The following is a 15,488-nucleotide window of genomic DNA, read 5'->3' as shown; positions in this document are numbered from 1 at the left end:
CATGACGACAGCCCTCATCGCCGACGACGAACCCCACCTGGCCCAATACCTGAAGGCCCAGCTCGCCCAGGCCTGGCCCGAGCTGCAGATCGTCAGGATCGCCGCCAACGGCGTCGAGGCCGCCGAAGCCATCGCCGACCTCGAGCCCGACCTGGCCTTTCTGGACATCCAGATGCCCGGCCTGACCGGCCTGGAGGTGGCCCAGGGCATCGAGGGTGCAACGCGCGTTGTCTTCGTGACGGCCTACGACCAGTACGCTGTCGAAGCCTTCGAGGCCCGCGCCGTCGACTACCTGCTCAAGCCGCTGAAAGCCGAGCGCCTGGCCGCGTGTGTGACGCGTCTGCGCCAGGAGGCGCCACCGCCGGCTGGCGACGATGCGTTGGCCGAGACGCTCAAGCGGCTGCTGCCCACCGCCGCATCGGCACGGCTGCGCTATATCCGCGCCGCCCAAGGGGAGCTGATGCACCAGATTCCCGTCGATGAAGTGCTGTTCTTCCACGCAGACGACAAGTACACCGTCGTGCAGACGGCCACTGCCGAACACCTGATCCGCACGCCCATCTTCGAGCTCGGTGGCCAGTTGGACCCCGACCGCTTCTGGCAGGTGCACCGCTCCACCATCATCAACCTCGACCACCTCGCCGGCACGCGCCGCGACGAGCAGAGCCGGCTCTTCGTGCGCATTCGCGGCCAGGCTCGCGAGCTGCCTGTCAGCCGCGCCTACGTTCATCTGTTCAAGGCGATGTAGAACGGCCTTCACCCGGCTTAGAGTCGGGGCATGCTGTTGTCCCGCCGCTGCCTGCTGTTCGCCCCGGCTGTACTGCTGGGCACGGCCCAGGCCGCGCCGCCATTGGAGTGGGTGGCCGGGAATCTGCCACCCTTTGCGTGGGAGGCGAGCGGTGGCCCACGCGGCTTCGCCCACGAGCTGGCCGTTGCCATGGCCCAGCGCCTGGGCAGGCCGGCCCTCGTCAGCTACGTCCCCTGGGCGCGCGCGGTGCGCACGGTCGAGCAGGGGCGGCACTACGGCATTTTTCCGCTGGCGCGGACGCCGGACCGCGAGGCCCGCTTCCAGTGGTTGGTGCCGCTGATGACGGTGCGCTACGGCCTCTACACCCTCGCGACCGAGTCGCGCCTGGAGCTCGACCAGTTGCGTGCGCTGCGCGTCGGCGTGCTGCGCGGCTCACCCATTGCGGCCAATCTGCGGGCCGAGCGCTTCAAGACCATCGTCGAAGCGAAGGACTACCGCGACCTGTTGCGCCTCCTGCGCGAGCAGGCGCTGGATGCCGTCTACGCCGGCACGCCCATGCTGGAGGCCGCAATGGACGAGTATGGCCAAGCCCGCATGCTCTTCGTGTTGCAGACGACGCTCGGCGAAGCCACGCTCTACATGGCCGCGTCGCTCGGGCTCGATGCCGCCGAGGCACGGCGTTGGGTCGCGGCCTACCGCCAGCTTGAAGAAGACGGCACCGTCGCCCGCATCCGCCGCCGCTACCTCCAGTAAGTTCTGGGGGCATGTCCGAAAACTGCCAGGATCTGGCAGGGGCCCGTCCTAGACTGGCTGCATGTTGTCCGAGACCCTCCCTCCCGATGCCGCCTACGCCGTCCTGCAGTCGCACGACGCGCGCTTCGACGGGCGGCTCTACGTGGGCGTCACGTCCACCGGCATCTACTGCCGCCCTGTATGCCGGGTGCGCCTGCCGCGGCGCGAGAACTGCCGCTTTTTCTCGACGGCGGCCCAGGCCGAAGCCGCCGCCTTTCGCCCCTGCATGAAATGCCGGCCCGAGCTGGCACCGCGCGCCCTGCCGTGGACGACGATGGACGCCTCGCGAACGCTCGCCCAGCAGGCCGCCGCCTGGCTGGATGCCTGCGATGACGCCGAGGCCAGCGTCGAAGACCTGGCAGCCCATCTCGGCATCACGAGCCGGCATCTGCGCCGCATCTTTCAGGCCGAGCACGGCGTGTCGCCCTTGCAATACCTGCAGACGCGCCGCCTGCTGCTCGCCAAGGCCCTGCTGACCGACAGCACGCTGCCCGTCAGCGAGATCGCCTTCGCGGCCGGCTATGCGAGCCTGCGGCGCTTCAACGCCGCCTTCGTCGAGCACTACCGCCTGCAGCCCACAGCCCTGCGGCGCGAGGGTGGCGGTGCGGCTCCCGTGTCGCGGCTGCGGCTGAGCTACCGCCAGCCCTATGACGTGGTTGGCGTGCTGGCGTTTCTTGCGCCGCGTGCGATCACGGGGGTTGAGCGGGTGGAGGAGGGCGGCGTCACACGCTCCCTGGCGCTGACTCACGCCGGCCGGCGCCATGCCGGCTGGCTGCGCGTGAGCTTCGCCAAGGCGGGAGAGGTCGGCGTCGAGCTGTCCCCCACGCTCTGGCCTGCCGTCGGCTCGCTATTGCCGCTGCTGCGCCGCTGGCTGGACTTGGACGCCGAACCCGAGGCCATCGCCGCTGCGTTGGGCGAGGCGGCCGTCGCAGGCCAGCGGCTGCCGGGTTGCCTGGACCGCTTCGAGCTGGCGGTACGCGCCGTGCTGGGCCAGCAGGTCACCGTGGCCGCCGCTCGCACACTCGCCGGCCGTTTCGTCGAGCGTTTCGGCGAAGCCTTGTCCGACGCACCCGAAGGTTGCCAACGCTTGTTCCCCACACCCGAGCGCATTGCCGAGGCGACGCGCGACGACATCGCGTCACTCGGCATCATTGGCCGGCGTGCCGACAGCCTCATCGCCCTGGCCCAGGCCTGGCCGACGCTGGCCTTTGCCCGCCACGAGGGTTCACCAGAAGCCGCTGCCGCCGAGCTGACGGCCATCCCCGGCATCGGCCCCTGGACAGCCGGCTACATGTTGATGCGGGGCTGGAGCTGGCCCGACGCCTTCCCCCCCGGTGACGTTGTCTTGCGCAAGGCCCTGAGCCGCGAAGGCCCGTTGCTGTCGCCCAAGGCCTATCTCGAAGCCGCGGAGCACTATCGCCCCTACCGCAGCTACGCCGTCCTTCATCTCTGGAGAAGGGCTTGACCCACCCCGTACGCGCTTCGCGCGCCCCCTCAAGGGGGCACTGCCAGCGGCCTGGCAAAGCCAGTTCCGCGGCAGTCGCGCGGCCAATCAGAAAGATCGGAGTTACTCGATGAACCATCACGTTTTGCAACGCAGGATCGAAACCCCACTCGGCCCGCTGACGGCCGCACGCAGCGCCACGGGCCTGTCGGGCCTGTGGTTTGACGGGCAGAAGCACCATCCCGGCGCGCTTGACGCGCCTGAGGACGACGGCAGCGACGCCGTCCTGTCGGCCACCGAAGCCGCGCTGACGGCCTATTTCAGCGGCAAGTCTTTCGACCTCCCGCCGCTGGACCCGGCCGGCACGGCCTTTCAGCGCGAGGTCTGGCAGGCGCTGCTGGCCATCGCGCCGGGGCAGCCCTCGACCTATGGCGCGCTTGCTGAGCGGCTGGGGCGCGCCAGTGCGGCGCGGGCGCTGGGCGCCGCAGTAGGCCGCAACCCGATCTCCGTTCTCGTGCCCTGCCATCGCGTCGTCGGCGCCGATGGCTCATTGACTGGCTATGCCGGCGGGTTGGAGCGCAAGCAGGCCCTGTTGAGCCTGGAGGGTGCTACCGCATGAAGGCTTTCGACATCGGCGAGCTGGTACTGCTCGCCGCGCTCTGGGGCGCCTCCTTCCTGTTCATGCGCCTCGGGGCCCATGAGTTCGGGCCGATTGCGTTGGCGGCCGTGCGCGTCGGCCTGGCCAGCGCCATGCTGATCCCGCTGCTGGCAGCGCGCGGCAATCTGGCTGACCTGCGCAAGCACTGGAAGGGCTTGCTGCTCGTCGGCGCGCTCAACAGCGCCATCCCGTTTGCGTTGTTCTCCTTCGCGGCCCTGTCCATCACGGCCGGCCTGTCCAGCATCGTCAACGCGACGACGCCGTTGTGGACGGCCGTCGTCGCCTTCGTCTGGTTGCGCCAGGGGCTGACACCATGGCGCGTGCTCGGCCTCGTCATCGGCTTTGCGGGCGTGGCCTTCCTGGCCTGGGACAAGGCCGGCTTCAAGCCCGGCGAGGACCATTCGGGCTTCTGGGCCGTGCTGGCCTGCGCGACGGCCACCCTCTGCTACGGCATCGCGGCGAACGCAACCAAGCGCTATCTCGCCGGCGTTTCTCCTCTCGCCGTGGCCACTGGCAGCCAGTTCGCCGCCGCCGTGCTGCTGGCGCTGCCAGCCGCCTGGCTGTGGCCGGCCGCCATGCCGAGCAACGTCGCCTGGGGCTCGGCGCTGGCGCTTGCCGGCCTGTGCACGGCGCTGGCCTACATCCTCTATTTCCGGCTGATGAGCCGAGTCGGGCCGACGAACGCAGTGTCGGTGACCTTTCTGATCCCGCTCTTTGCCATCCTGTGGGGGGCGCTCTTCCTGCAGGAAGCCATCACGTCCCAGATGGTGGCTGGCGGCGCCATCGTGCTGGTCGGCATTGCGCTGGCGCTGGGCCTGGTGGGCCCCAAGCCGCGCTGAAGTCACGCGGCGGATCTCCAGGCGCCTCGGCGCGGCGCAAACAGTGATAGCGTGCGCGCCATTGCAATTGGTAGCGCTACCGTCAGGCGCCTGGAGACCGCACGATGTCCTTGCTCCCATCCCGCCGCTGGATCGGCGCTCTCGGCTTGCTGGCCGCACAGATCCTGGCCACCACCGCCATGGCCCAGCCCTCGGGCGGCCCTTATGGTCCGGTGCCGCAACGCTACGCGGTGCCCAAGGCGCCGCACGTCTATTTCGTGGCGCCTGACGGCAAGGCCGAGGCTTCCGGTGCGTCGATCAACGAGGCAACGTCCATCGAGGAAGCGGTGACGCGCGTCGTCACCGGCGACGCCATCGTCATGCGCGGCGGCACCTACCGCACCGGCGGTCTTCAGCTCAACCAAGGCATCACCATCCAGCCTTATCTGGATGAAGTGCCTGTGCTCAAGGGCACGCGCGTGGCGATCGAGTGGCAGAGCCTGGGCAACAACGTCTGGCGCACGAAATGGGCCACGCTGTTCCCGGCCCAGCCGCTGGGCTGGTGGCAACGGGAGCGTGAGGGCATGAAGACGCCGCTGCACCGCTTCAACAACGACATGGTCTTCATCGACGGCGAGCCGCTGCAGTCCGCGGGCTGGGAAGGCGAGGTCAGTGCCAAGGCCTACTACGTCGACTACGCCAAGGGCCATGTCTACATCGGCGCCGACCCGGCCGGTCGCCTCGTCGAGATCACGGCGCACGACATCGCCCTCCACCGCCCCTCGCGCGAAGTCCACGGCAAGCCGTCGGACCGCAAGGGCCCGACTCTGCGCGGCATCACCTTCACGCAATACGCCTACCGGGCCATCGACATCGAGGGCAAGAAGCCGTCGACGCTGGTGTCGGAAGAACCGACCGACGATCCCGTCGGCCCGTCACCTGAAAGCGAGCACGGCAAGGAGGTCATGGGCACGCTGCTGGAGAACGTCACCATCAGCCATTGCTCGCGCGTGGCCGGCTACTTCCGCGGCGACGGGCTCGTCATCCGCAACTCCCTCATCAGCGACACCGGCACCGAGGGCATCTATGTCATCGGCTCGTCGGACGTGCTGCTGGAGCGCAACCTCATCCGGCGCAACAACGTGGAGAAGTTGACCGGCTATTTCCCGGCAGCGGTGAAGATCTTCAACCAGTCCTACCGCGTCACCGTGCGCGACAACCTCATCGTCGAGCAGCCGAACTCCAATGGTGTCTGGTACGACGTGGGCAATGTCAGCGGCGCGTTCGTCAACAACCACGTCGAAGGCACGATGGCGGGCCTGTTCTTCGAGATCTCGAAGGGCATCGTCGTGGCCGGCAATGTGTTCGTGAACAACGTGCAGGGCATCCGCATCCTGAACAGCTCGGACGCCCGCATCCTCCACAACACCTTCGTCAATTCGCCGGCCCTGATCGACCGCAACGAGCGCAGCGCGCAGGGCGACCACTTCGGCTGGCATCCGCAGACGGGGCCGGACGTCAACGAGCGTGTCGGCCATGTGTTCGAAGGTAATCTGCTGGTGGCGGATGCCGCGGTGAAGGGTCCGCTGCTGCGCGTCGAACAGGCGGCGGTCACCTGCGGCAAGGTCACGCAGACCATGATGAGCCGCGTCGACGGCAACGTCTATCTGCGCGCGGGCAGTAGCCAACCGCTGATCAGCTGGGCGCCGCTGCCGGAAGCGGCTTGCCAGGCCCACTTCGCCAGCCTCGACGCCCTCCGCCAGGCGGTGCCGGGTGCGGAGGCAAGGGGCCGGGCGCTGCCGGCCTACGCAGGGGCGGTGTTTCGTAGCCCGGAGCTGCGGCGGTTTGAGCTGGCGCGCGTGCCGGACGGGGTCCAGCCGCTACCGATACCGGCCGAGGTGCGCAAACTGCTGGGCTGGGAGGCCAGCCACCAGCCGGGCGCGCTCCCCGCGGCCCGCTGAGCTGATCACGCAGAAGCTCAGCAGCTCCGCGATCACCAGGTCGGTCCCAACGTGGCATGGGAGAAGGCCAGGCTGGGCATGGGAAGCCGGTCGACATACAGGCCATTGCTAGCCAGCCATGGGGCAGCAAAGCGGCGCGATCGTCGGCCAGCGTGTCGGAGTCTTCGCCGGCAACGCTCGCCGAACTTCACCGAGGGAGCCGTTGTGGGCGCCGTCCTCACCTAACGCCGTTGCAGATCATCCGCCGTCAAGGTCTGCAGGAAAGCCACGATGTCCGCCTTCTCTGCGTCAAGCAGAATCAAAGGCCGCCCGCTGGTACGACTTCGGTAATACACCTCTAGGTCGACCGCCTCGGCCAGCGTTGGCACGCTACCGTCGTGCATGTACGGAGCCGTCAGGCCGACGTTACGCAGACTGGGCGTCTTGAACCGACCGATGTCCTTGGGTTCTCGGGTCACCACGAAACGGCCAAGCTCGGCAAGTTCAGGTTCCCTTGCAATGACCAGCCCGGCGTCCGGCTCTTTGTCAGCCAGGCTCAAGAAGATCCGCACCAGCTCGTCTGAAGATTTCGCGCCGTTCTTGCTCGGGACGACGACGTCGTGGAATGCGTGGACGGCCACCAATCGCTTGAAGGAGGTGACCGACCCCAACAGCAAATTGGTGATCTCCAACACGTACGAAGTCGTCAACATCCCTGCGGGCAGCTGCAGCTCTGGCACCAGCAGCCCCGCGCTGAACAACTACGAGACCGGCCGCGTTAAATCCCAAACCCTGGCCGACGGCTCGACCTTCAGTTATTGGTACTCCACCACGGCGACCCAGCCGCCTTGCGCTGGCGGCGCAGTGACGCTGCCCGCCTCCTTGCAGACCGACCTCATCGACCGCCGCACCATCGGGCGGCGCGTGCAGTTCGACGCTCGCGGCAACGTCATCAAGAACATTGCGGCGATCGGGCAGCCCGAGCAGCAAACCACCACCTTCACATACACCGACAACCTGCTGACCAGCCTCACTGATCCGCTGAACCGGCAGACCACCTTCGGCTACGACACAGTCGGCAACCTCAAGACGCTCACGCGCCTGGCCGGCACCGCGGATGCCGTCGTCACCAGCGCCACCTACGACACGGTCTTCAACCAACCCCTGACCGTGACCGACCCGCTGGGCCACACGCACACCTTGCGCTACGACGCCCGCGGCAACCTGCGTAGCGTCACCGACCCGCTGGGCCACGTCACCACCTTCGCCTACGACGACCAAGGCCTGCTCATCAGCACGAGCGACGCCCTGGGCAAGACCAGCCTGTTCAGCTATGCCAGCGCCGACCCGCTCAGCGCGACCGACCCACTGGGCCGCACAGCCAAGCAACTCACCGATGCGGTCGGGCGCGTTACCACCACCACTGACCCCCTGGGCAACACCACCATCAATACCTGGGACGCCATGAACCGCCTCACGCAGGTCACGGACGCGCTGGGCGGCCTCACCACATTCAGCTACGACAACAACAGCCAACTGCTCAGCCACACCGACGCCAAGAACCAGACGACCGGCTACACCTACTGGCCCACCGGCCAGGTCAAGGACAAGACGGACCCGCTGGGCAAGGTGGAGAGCTACTTGTACGAGCCCGGCGGCCGGCTCAAGCAGCGCACCGACCGCAAAGGTCAGCTTAGCGGCGTCACCTACGACAACCTGGGGCGGGTCAAGACCATCGGCTTCGGCGCCACGGCGGCCAACCCCACCGCCTACACCAGCACGGTGACCCTCACCTGGGACAACGCCAACCGCTTGACGCAGATCGTCGACACCCAGGGCGGCGTGAGCAAGACCATCACCCGCACCTACGACACGCTGGACCGCCTGACCCAGGAGACCACCGACCAGGGCGAGGTCAACTACACCTACGACAAGGCCAGCCGGCGCGCGACCGTGACTCTCAAGAACGGTCCGGCAGGCAGCCAGGTGGCCCAGCCCACGCTGACTTACACCTGGGACAACGCCGACCGGCTCACGCTGATCACCCAGGCAGCCGGGGCCAGCAACGGCAACCAGGCACAGACGGTGGCCTTCCAGTACGACGACGCCAACCGGCCCACCAAAACCACCTACACCGGCGGCATGAGCGTGAACACCACATACACGGATGCGGGCGAGGTCAAGACGCTGAAGTACCTCAAGGCCGATGGCAGTGTGATTGCGCAGGGTGGCTACACGTATGACCTGGCGGGCCGCCGCACCGGCGTCAGCGGCGACTTGGCGAATTTCATCGGCACGCAAGGCCCCGACATCACGGACGCCAGCTACAACGCGGCCAACCGCTTGCTCACCTGGGGTGGCAAGACCTTCAGCCATGACCTGAACGGCAACATGACGGGTGACGGAGTCACGACCTACACCTGGGATGCGCGGGACCAGCTCGTTGGTGTCAACGACACGATGACCAATGCCGGCTTCAAGTACGACAGCCAGGGCCGGCGCGTCTCGCGCACGCTCGGTTCAGCGACAACGGCTTTTAACTACGACGGCGACAACTTCATCCAGGAGTTGGATGCGCTGGGCAGAAGCGGCAACATCCGAGCCAACCTCATCACCGGCGGCATCGACCAGCACTTCATGCGCCAGACCACCGTCAACGCCCAGCCCAGCCTGAGCTGGGTCATGGCCGAGGCCAATAACAGCACCGTGGTGCAGGCCGACGGCGCGGGCAATGTGCAGAAGAGCTTTCAGTACACGCCGTATGGCAGCCCCATTGCCACCACCGGCACCAGCACCGACAGCCAGCGCTACACGGGGCGCGAGGACGACGGCACCGGGTTGTATTACTACCGGGCGAGGTATTACCGGCCAGATTGTATGAGGTTTATCTCGGAAGACCCGATCGGTTGGGCGTCGGGTCAAGTTAATAACTATGCGTATGTCGGCGGCAACCCAATTTCTTACTTGGACCCAAGTGGCCTGTACTGCATGTCCGAGGAGGCCATCGGGACAATAGGTGGGATCGCAGGTGGCGTTCTATCGGGTGCGATAAATGGATTTCAACGAGGGGGCTTTCCCATGGCCATCGTAACGGCTGTGACCGGCGGTGCTATGGGCGGTCTTGCTGGCTTCATCGGCTCGTCAACGGTTGGAAATTCTTCGCTGGGTGGCGCCGCCGCAGCGGTTATGGGTTCAGGCGGGGTGCCGGTTCGTGATGGATTTGGAGGACTCGTCGGCGGAGTGTTCGCCTATGAACTCGCGCAGGATGGGATGCGTGATTCACACGCCGCAATCGTCGGTGGGGGAATTGGCGGAGGCGTCGCTGGCTTCGTTACGGGATTTATGACAAACGGCGTGGCAAAAAATGTGGTGATGGGCGGACTCGGCGGAGTAGCGGGCGCCGCACTCGGCAGCGCCATCGTCGAAGGTCTTAGGTTTGGGAATTCTTGTGGGCAATAGGCATGAGAAAATACTTGCGGCTGTCGCTGTATGTTTTTGTTGGGGTGGCTCTAATGGTTACAGTTGGGGTCGCCAGTGTTTTTCTTTGGAAGCATTTGGCCAACATCGGACGCGCGCCACCTGCAATTGTTTTCGGAGTAATCGCAATCGCTTTGGTATTTGCAATTTACTCGAAAATAAATGCAATTTGTCTGAACGAGGTGCAGCGGCTTCGCAGATCGAAGGAATTATCTGCAACCAAAGCTCATTAGAAGCTTAATTGGCTAAACAGATCAGGTCACTCGCCTCCTAGTCTTTGGAGTGCAACCAATGCGTTACTTCGATCGACCCATTGTTAGGCCGCTGATAGTTGGGTTTCTAGGATTCATCCTTGCGGCAATTGGGGCGGGGCTCGCATATGTTCTGGATCTAGATCGTGGGATGGCACTTGCCGCATGCTTTTTTCTGGTCGCCTGCGGAGTAGCCGTTGGTTTCTATGGCATAGGCAAGGGTTGGGTCGCGTGGGCTGCGTTGTTGAGATCGATCTCCCGCTCTCGATGAGCTTAACGGCGGCTGGCACCCGCAGACCGGGCCGGGCGTCAACGAGCGCGTCGGCCATGTCTTCGAGGGCAATCTGCTGGTGGCCGATGCCACCGTGAAGGGGCCACTGCTGCGCGTCGAACAGGCGGCGGTCACCTGCGGCAAGGTCACGCAGACCATGATGAGCCGCGTCGACGGCAATGTCTATCTGCGTGCGGGCAGCGGCCAACCGCTGATCAGCTGGGCGCCGCTGCCAGGTGCGGCTTGCCAGGCCCACTTCGCCAGCCTCGACGCCCTCCGCCAGTCAGCGCCAGGTGTGGAAGCCACCGGCAAGGCGCTGCTGGCCTACGAAGGGGCGGTCTTCCGCAGCCCGGAGCTGCGCCGCTTTGAACTCGCTCGTGTGCCGGAGGGCGTTCAGCCGCTGCCGGTGCCAAGGGAGATACGCAAGCTGCTCGGTTGGGAGGCGACGCATTTGCCGGGCGCGCTGCCGGCCAGCTCGCGCTGAGGGCGCTCCGGCCCGAGCCTCCTAGTGGCGCTTGCGCCAGGCATCAACCACACGCTCCGTCAGCGCATCGGTCTCGCGCTGTTCGTCGGCGCTCAGCGCCGGCGGCGCCCAGCGCCCTTGGCGCATCATCTTCTCGACGTTCTCCATCGAATCGCGGCTTTCCTTGGTCGCCGCCGGGCCGGACATTTCAGTCAGGATGCGCAGCCACGCTTCCTTGTAGGCCTGCCGCTGCATCGCCGTCTCGCCCAGCGCGCCGAATGAATGGACGTAGGTCGACAACGCCTCCAGGTCGCCGTCCTCGGCGGTCTGCCGCACCTCGCGCTGCAGCTTGCCGAGCAGTTCCGGTGCGGCGACGGCCTGGTTGGCATGGGCGTTGAGCCACAGCAGGTACGCCAGCGCCATGCCAGGGAGCTCTCCCTCGTAGGCTCGCTTCAGAAACTCGCCCCTGCGCGCCAGGGTGGCCGTGTCGAAGAACTGGCAGCGTCGCTGCAAGTCCTGCTTCTCCTTGATCCATTGGTCCATGTTGAAGCCAGGAGTCTTCTCGAACACTTGCCGCAGCGGGCCGCCCTGGTCGCGTACGCTGTACGCGAATTCGATTGTCTGGGTCGCATGCTCGCATCGCTCGAGCACGTCGGCTGCTTTGCGCGCCTGCGCTGGCGTCGCGCCCTCTTCCAACGCAAGCTGCACCGTGCGCAGTTCATCGGGTGTCGATGAGGCCGGCGTGCGCAGGGACGGGGGAAGCGCAGCCGGCGTGGCCGCGCTCGCCGGCTGGGTAGCGGCATCGGCCTTCGCGTCAACGATCGGCTGTAGCAACGTTCCTAGAAGTGTTGCCGAGGGCGGGGCTGGCTGGGTGGGCGGCAGTGAGGTGGGCGCCTCGGCCGATCGGTTCAGTAGCCAGCTGCCTGCGGCCAGCGCTAGTGCGACGGCCGCGACGGCCGCGACCGTCCACGCTGTGCGAATGGGCACGGATGCGGACCCGGCCACTTTTCCCGCCACCGCTTACTTTTGCGGCGCCGCCGCCGCGCCATCCACCCGGATCACGCGCCGCGAGCGGCCTTCGGTGTCGTCCAGTGACTCGCTGACCAGGCGGTTGTGCTGCTCCCAGTCCTCCGCGCTGCGGATGATGCTGGGCTTGATGAGGACGACGAGCTCGCGCTTGCGGCCGTTGTTGGCGCGATTGCCGAACAGCATGGACGTCAGCGGGTTGCTGTCGGCGCCGGGCACGCCGGAGCCGCGGCGCGTGGCTTCCATCTGCATCAGGCCGCCGATGGCGACGATGTGGCCGTCGGGGATGCGCACCACGGTGTCACTCTCGTTGACGCTGGCGCTGGCCAGCGGCAGGCGGAAGTTGCCGACCGAGCCGAGATCGACCTGCTTGATCTTCTCGGTCACGTTGGAGACCGAGGGGTGGATGTGCAGGGTGATCATGTCGGCCGCGTCGATCTGCGGCGTCACGTCCAGCGCGATGCCGCTGAAGAAAGGCGTCAGCGTCAGCGTCGGGATCTGGTTGGTGGTGCCGTTCGTGCCGTTGGTGCCGGTATTGGTGCCGCTGTTGCTGCCACTGATGCCGGTGATGAAGTAGTCGTCGGTGCCGACCTTGAGCACGGCCTTCTGGTTGTTCAGCGTCGCGATGCGCGGGCTGGACAGGATCTGCGTGTCGCCATGGCTTTCGACGAAGGCCAGCAGCGCCTGGAAGCCGCCGCGCGCCAGCGCCAGGCCGAGCGTGCCGCCTCCGGCCGAGGGCAGGGGGATGAGGTCGGGCCAGGCCGGGCTTTGCGTGCCGCTGGACAGCGTGGGAAAGCCGCGTGTGTTGCTGACCAGCGGATTGATGATGCTGCTGACGCCGCTAGGGATGGAAGGGTTGACGCTGGTCTGGCCGATGGCGCTGCGCTCGCCGATGCGCGACCAGTCGATGCCGCTCTGGTAGCCCTCGCGCAGCTCGACCTCGACGATCTTGGCCTCCAGCATGACCTGGCGCTCGACGGCGATGCGTGTCGCCTTCAGCCAGGCCTCGACGTGACGCAGCTCCTCCGGCATGGCTCGCACGGCGACCGTGCCGGTCTGCGGGCTGGTGATGACGGCGCGGCCCTCGCCGCTGCCGACCAGGGCCTTCAGCGCGTTGTTGGTCTCGCCCCAGAAATCGCTCGACACCTTGGTGCTGAGCTGGCTGCTCTCCTGCTGCTGGACCGTGGTCGTGCTGCCGCCGGTGGCGCTGCCAGTGTTGCCGCTTGCACCGGCGGCGCCGTTCTGGCTGCTGGCCGGCGCGGCGCCCGAGCTGACGCGAACCTCGCTACGGCCGCTGCGCTGGTGAGCCAGCGCGTTGATCGTGAAGACGCGGGTCTGCAGCGTGGGCGGAAAGACGGTGATGCGGCGGCCGTCGATGGAATAGTCGAAGCCGTAGACATCGCGGATGGCGTCCAGCGATTCGCGCACCGTGACGCCCTTGAGGGTGACCGACAGCTGGCCCGACACGCTGGGATGCACGAGCATGCTGTAGCGCGTGTCGCTGACCAGGGACAGGAAGACGTCACGGGCCGGCGCGCCATTGACGATGAGGTCGAAGCGTGGCTCGGGCGGCAGCGCGGGGGCGGGCGGCGGTACGGGCGTCGCCACCACGACCGGTGCGGGCACGCCAGAGGCGGCGGGGGCGGCTCGCTGGGCCTGCAGCTCCTCGCGCAGGGCCTGGCTGGGCTGGGCCACGCGCAGCGGCTTGTCGGCACAACCTGACAGTCCTGCTGCCAGCAGCGCAGCTGCTGAGCTGGCCAGCAGGAGTCGATGGACGGGGGCCTTCATGGCTTCTCCTTGGATTTCTTCACGCCGGATGCAGCCCGGGCCGCCTCCGGAGGCGGGCGCTTCTCGACGCCGCCATACAGCGGCTCGCGCCGGACCTGGCCGGCCTCGCGCAGCCAAACGGCCTGTTCGGTGATGCGCTCGATGCGTGCGCCTTCGATTTGTTCGCCCACGCCATAGCGGCGGCCGCGCTGTACGACATACGCGCGGCCTCCCGCGAAGACGACCTGGCGGATGGCGTTGTCGGCCGGCGCAACGCCAGAGGCAGCCGGTGCGGCCGAGGCCGCCATGGCGCTGCGCAGCGCGGGTGGCCAGGCCGTGGGGTCGCGGGTGGGTTCGTCGGCGGCCTGGGCCAGCGGCGCAGCGAACAGCAGGGCGATGAATGCCGCTCTCATGGCTGCACCTTCAGCAGATAGATCCGGGCCAGCAGGCGCGGCACCTCGTTGGGGCCGCCGCTGCTCAGGCGCATCTCGCCCCAACGCAACGCCGGCAGTTCGCGTTCCAGGGCCTGCACATAGTGCTGGGTGTCGCGGTAGCTGCCTTGCAGCTGCAGCTCGACACCCTGCCAGCTCATGCCCGGCATGCTCGGTGGCAGCGTGTTGCCTGCTGCCGATGCCGATGCCGATGCAGACGGCAGGCTGACGGGCGTGTCGTCCAGCAGCGTCAGTCGTTCCAGTACCAGGCCCGGCTGCTGGGCCAGCACACGCTGCAGCAGGGCCGACAGCCCTTCGGCGGGGTTGACGGTGCTGGCCTGGCGCAATTCGCTGTCCAGGCGCTGGCGCTCGTTGCGGGCGCTTTCGAGCTGGATTTGCAATTGTTCGGCCGGCGTGCCGCCGCTGCCGCTGGCGCTGATGAACTGCTCGCGCAGCTTGCTGATCTCGGCGGCCTGCTGCGCCTGAGCGTTGCTGCGCAGCTTGGCGCGGGCGGACTGCGGCGCGAGCACGAAGGAGTCGAACAGCAGGGCCAGTACCGCCACGATGCTGAGGAACAGGATGGCGCGCTCACGCAGGCTGAGGGCGTCAATGCGCTTGGCCTGGCGTTCCCAGCGCTGCAGCAAGGGCGCCAGGCGGCGCCGCAGCAGCGCGAGATCGATGGTCGTCTGCGCCTTCATCGTGCGCCTCCGGTTGCGGCGCTGGCCGCATGGGCCGGCGCGCTGACCACGCGAAAGGCCCAGACCGGCAGGCCGGTGCTGACGAGCGGGCTGTCACGCGACAGCAGCGGGTTGCCGCCCGTCTCTGTACCGGGTGCTCCCAGGCGCTCGACGCGCAGGGCCGACAACTGCTGCCCGGCCAGTAGCGGATGGGCCGCGAGCCTGGCCAGCCAGGGCCTCAGCATGGCGGTGTCCAGCGTGCCGCCGACGAGTTCGACCCGGCCCGGCGCGTAGCGCAACTCGCTGAGCCAGGCCGGTTCGGGCAGGGTGCGCGCGATCAGCGCGAGCAGGTCGGAATGGCGTTGCCCGGCTGCGTCGGCGCCCAGCACCTGCAGCAGCGCACGGCGATCAGCGTTGCCGGCCGCCAGTGGCAGCAGTTGCTGCTGCACCGTGGCGGCATCCAGTGGCGCGGGCAGGTTGGCGCGGGCCACGGTCAACTGCTGGCGCTCCGTCGCGTATTGCGCGAGAACGACCTGATGCTGGGCTTCGGCGCTGCGGTCACGCTGCTGCAGCCACAGCGCCGCAGCCAGGCCCGCGAGGCACAGCAGGCCCGTGGCCTGCACCAGCGTCAGCGCCGAGAAATAGCGCTTGGGTGCTAGCAGGATCGGCGTGAGCAGGTTGATTTGCTGGGCCATCAGCAGTGCCCGCCCGGCCGCCCGAAGGGC

General features: G+C 67.3%; 14 protein-coding genes. 8 read left to right on the top strand and 6 right to left on the bottom strand.

Annotated features, from left to right (window positions below):
• Nucleotide 1 precedes the first annotated feature (1 nt).
• The 6 genes from ACXJKM_RS12795 (at nucleotide 2) to ACXJKM_RS12770 (ending at nucleotide 6,421) form a co-directional block, all read left to right on the top strand.
• On the top strand, nucleotides 2-748 hold the full coding sequence (locus tag ACXJKM_RS12795; RefSeq protein WP_056202214.1) for a LytR/AlgR family response regulator transcription factor: 747 nt from the start codon (nucleotides 2-4) through the stop codon (nucleotides 746-748).
• Nucleotides 749-778: 30 nt separating this feature from the next.
• Nucleotides 779-1,501, top strand: coding sequence for a substrate-binding periplasmic protein (locus tag ACXJKM_RS12790; protein ID WP_457352731.1), 723 nt, complete (start codon nucleotides 779-781; stop codon nucleotides 1,499-1,501).
• Nucleotides 1,502-1,562: 61 nt separating this feature from the next.
• The gene (locus ACXJKM_RS12785; RefSeq protein WP_457352729.1) at nucleotides 1,563-3,005 is read left to right on the top strand and encodes an Ada metal-binding domain-containing protein; all 1,443 of its coding nucleotides are present in this window, start codon (nucleotides 1,563-1,565) and stop codon (nucleotides 3,003-3,005) included.
• A gap of 109 nt (nucleotides 3,006-3,114) precedes the next feature.
• Nucleotides 3,115-3,603 (top strand): methylated-DNA--[protein]-cysteine S-methyltransferase, encoded by a 489-nt coding sequence (locus tag ACXJKM_RS12780; RefSeq protein WP_457352727.1) that lies wholly within the window; start codon nucleotides 3,115-3,117, stop codon nucleotides 3,601-3,603.
• Entirely contained in the window at nucleotides 3,600-4,481 is an 882-nt protein-coding gene (locus tag ACXJKM_RS12775) for a DMT family transporter (protein ID WP_056202226.1), read from the top strand. Before ACXJKM_RS12780 ends, ACXJKM_RS12775 begins: the two co-directional genes overlap by 4 nt.
• A 104-nt stretch (nucleotides 4,482-4,585) precedes the next feature.
• The gene (locus tag ACXJKM_RS12770; protein ID WP_457352725.1) at nucleotides 4,586-6,421 is read left to right on the top strand and encodes a right-handed parallel beta-helix repeat-containing protein; all 1,836 of its coding nucleotides are present in this window, start codon (nucleotides 4,586-4,588) and stop codon (nucleotides 6,419-6,421) included.
• Nucleotides 6,422-6,642: 221 nt separating this feature from the next.
• On the opposite strand, the gene ACXJKM_RS12765 is transcribed toward ACXJKM_RS12770, so the two are convergent.
• Nucleotides 6,643-6,960, bottom strand: coding sequence for a c-type cytochrome (locus tag ACXJKM_RS12765; RefSeq protein WP_457352723.1), 318 nt, complete (start codon nucleotides 6,958-6,960; stop codon nucleotides 6,643-6,645).
• Here ACXJKM_RS12765 and ACXJKM_RS12760 point away from each other — a divergent pair.
• Complete coding sequence (locus ACXJKM_RS12760) at nucleotides 6,920-9,859, top strand: RHS repeat-associated core domain-containing protein (RefSeq protein WP_457352721.1); 2,940 nt, start codon at nucleotides 6,920-6,922, stop codon at nucleotides 9,857-9,859. The two genes, ACXJKM_RS12765 and ACXJKM_RS12760, sit on opposite strands and share 41 nt — an antisense overlap.
• A 619-nt stretch (nucleotides 9,860-10,478) precedes the next feature.
• Nucleotides 10,479-10,883: a hypothetical protein gene (locus ACXJKM_RS12755; protein ID WP_457352719.1), complete on the top strand. Its 405-nt coding sequence runs from the start codon at nucleotides 10,479-10,481 to the stop codon at nucleotides 10,881-10,883.
• Between the two features lie 21 nt (nucleotides 10,884-10,904).
• Here ACXJKM_RS12755 and ACXJKM_RS12750 read toward each other — a convergent pair whose 3' ends face one another.
• The 5 genes from ACXJKM_RS12750 to ACXJKM_RS12730 all read right to left on the bottom strand — a co-directional run bounded on the left by ACXJKM_RS12750 (nucleotide 10,905) and on the right by ACXJKM_RS12730 (nucleotide 15,458).
• On the bottom strand, nucleotides 10,905-11,570 hold the full coding sequence (locus ACXJKM_RS12750) for a hypothetical protein (RefSeq protein WP_457352717.1): 666 nt from the start codon (nucleotides 11,568-11,570) through the stop codon (nucleotides 10,905-10,907).
• A gap of 312 nt (nucleotides 11,571-11,882) precedes the next feature.
• Entirely contained in the window at nucleotides 11,883-13,676 is a 1,794-nt protein-coding gene (locus ACXJKM_RS12745; protein ID WP_457352715.1) for a secretin N-terminal domain-containing protein, read from the bottom strand.
• Nucleotides 13,673-14,068: a hypothetical protein gene (locus tag ACXJKM_RS12740; protein WP_056202243.1), complete on the bottom strand. Its 396-nt coding sequence runs from the start codon at nucleotides 14,066-14,068 to the stop codon at nucleotides 13,673-13,675. The genes ACXJKM_RS12745 and ACXJKM_RS12740 overlap by 4 nt, the downstream gene beginning before the upstream one ends.
• Nucleotides 14,065-14,784 carry a hypothetical protein gene (locus ACXJKM_RS12735; RefSeq protein WP_457352713.1) on the bottom strand — a complete coding sequence of 240 codons (720 nt, stop codon included), beginning with the start codon at nucleotides 14,782-14,784 and terminating at the stop codon, nucleotides 14,065-14,067. The genes ACXJKM_RS12740 and ACXJKM_RS12735 overlap by 4 nt, the downstream gene beginning before the upstream one ends.
• Nucleotides 14,781-15,458, bottom strand: a complete 678-nt coding sequence (locus ACXJKM_RS12730) for a PilN domain-containing protein (RefSeq protein WP_457352711.1) — start codon at nucleotides 15,456-15,458, stop codon at nucleotides 14,781-14,783. Before ACXJKM_RS12730 ends, ACXJKM_RS12735 begins: the two co-directional genes overlap by 4 nt.
• Between the last annotated feature and the right edge of the window lie 30 nt (nucleotides 15,459-15,488).

This window comes from Roseateles sp. P5_D6 (assembly GCF_054049415.1).
The sequence above is the reverse complement of the archived record's forward strand: the minus strand, read 5'-3'. Positions and strand labels throughout refer to the sequence as shown.

Excerpts from the sequence above, each read along its gene's own strand:
- ACXJKM_RS12795 (WP_056202214.1), top strand. The coding sequence starts at position 2 with ATGACGACAGCCCTCATCGCCGACGACGAACCCCACCTGGCCCAATAC.
- ACXJKM_RS12790 (WP_457352731.1), top strand. The coding sequence starts at position 779 with ATGCTGTTGTCCCGCCGCTGCCTGCTGTTCGCCCCGGCTGTACTGCTG.
- ACXJKM_RS12785 (WP_457352729.1), top strand. The coding sequence starts at position 1,563 with ATGTTGTCCGAGACCCTCCCTCCCGATGCCGCCTACGCCGTCCTGCAG.
- ACXJKM_RS12780 (WP_457352727.1), top strand. The coding sequence starts at position 3,115 with ATGAACCATCACGTTTTGCAACGCAGGATCGAAACCCCACTCGGCCCG.
- ACXJKM_RS12775 (WP_056202226.1), top strand. The coding sequence starts at position 3,600 with ATGAAGGCTTTCGACATCGGCGAGCTGGTACTGCTCGCCGCGCTCTGG.
- ACXJKM_RS12770 (WP_457352725.1), top strand. The coding sequence starts at position 4,586 with ATGTCCTTGCTCCCATCCCGCCGCTGGATCGGCGCTCTCGGCTTGCTG.
- ACXJKM_RS12760 (WP_457352721.1), top strand. The coding sequence starts at position 6,920 with ATGACCAGCCCGGCGTCCGGCTCTTTGTCAGCCAGGCTCAAGAAGATC.
- ACXJKM_RS12745 (WP_457352715.1), bottom strand. The coding sequence starts at position 13,676 with ATGAAGGCCCCCGTCCATCGACTCCTGCTGGCCAGCTCAGCAGCTGCG.
- ACXJKM_RS12740 (WP_056202243.1), bottom strand. The coding sequence starts at position 14,068 with ATGAGAGCGGCATTCATCGCCCTGCTGTTCGCTGCGCCGCTGGCCCAG.
- ACXJKM_RS12735 (WP_457352713.1), bottom strand. The coding sequence starts at position 14,784 with ATGAAGGCGCAGACGACCATCGATCTCGCGCTGCTGCGGCGCCGCCTG.
- ACXJKM_RS12730 (WP_457352711.1), bottom strand. The coding sequence starts at position 15,458 with ATGGCCCAGCAAATCAACCTGCTCACGCCGATCCTGCTAGCACCCAAG.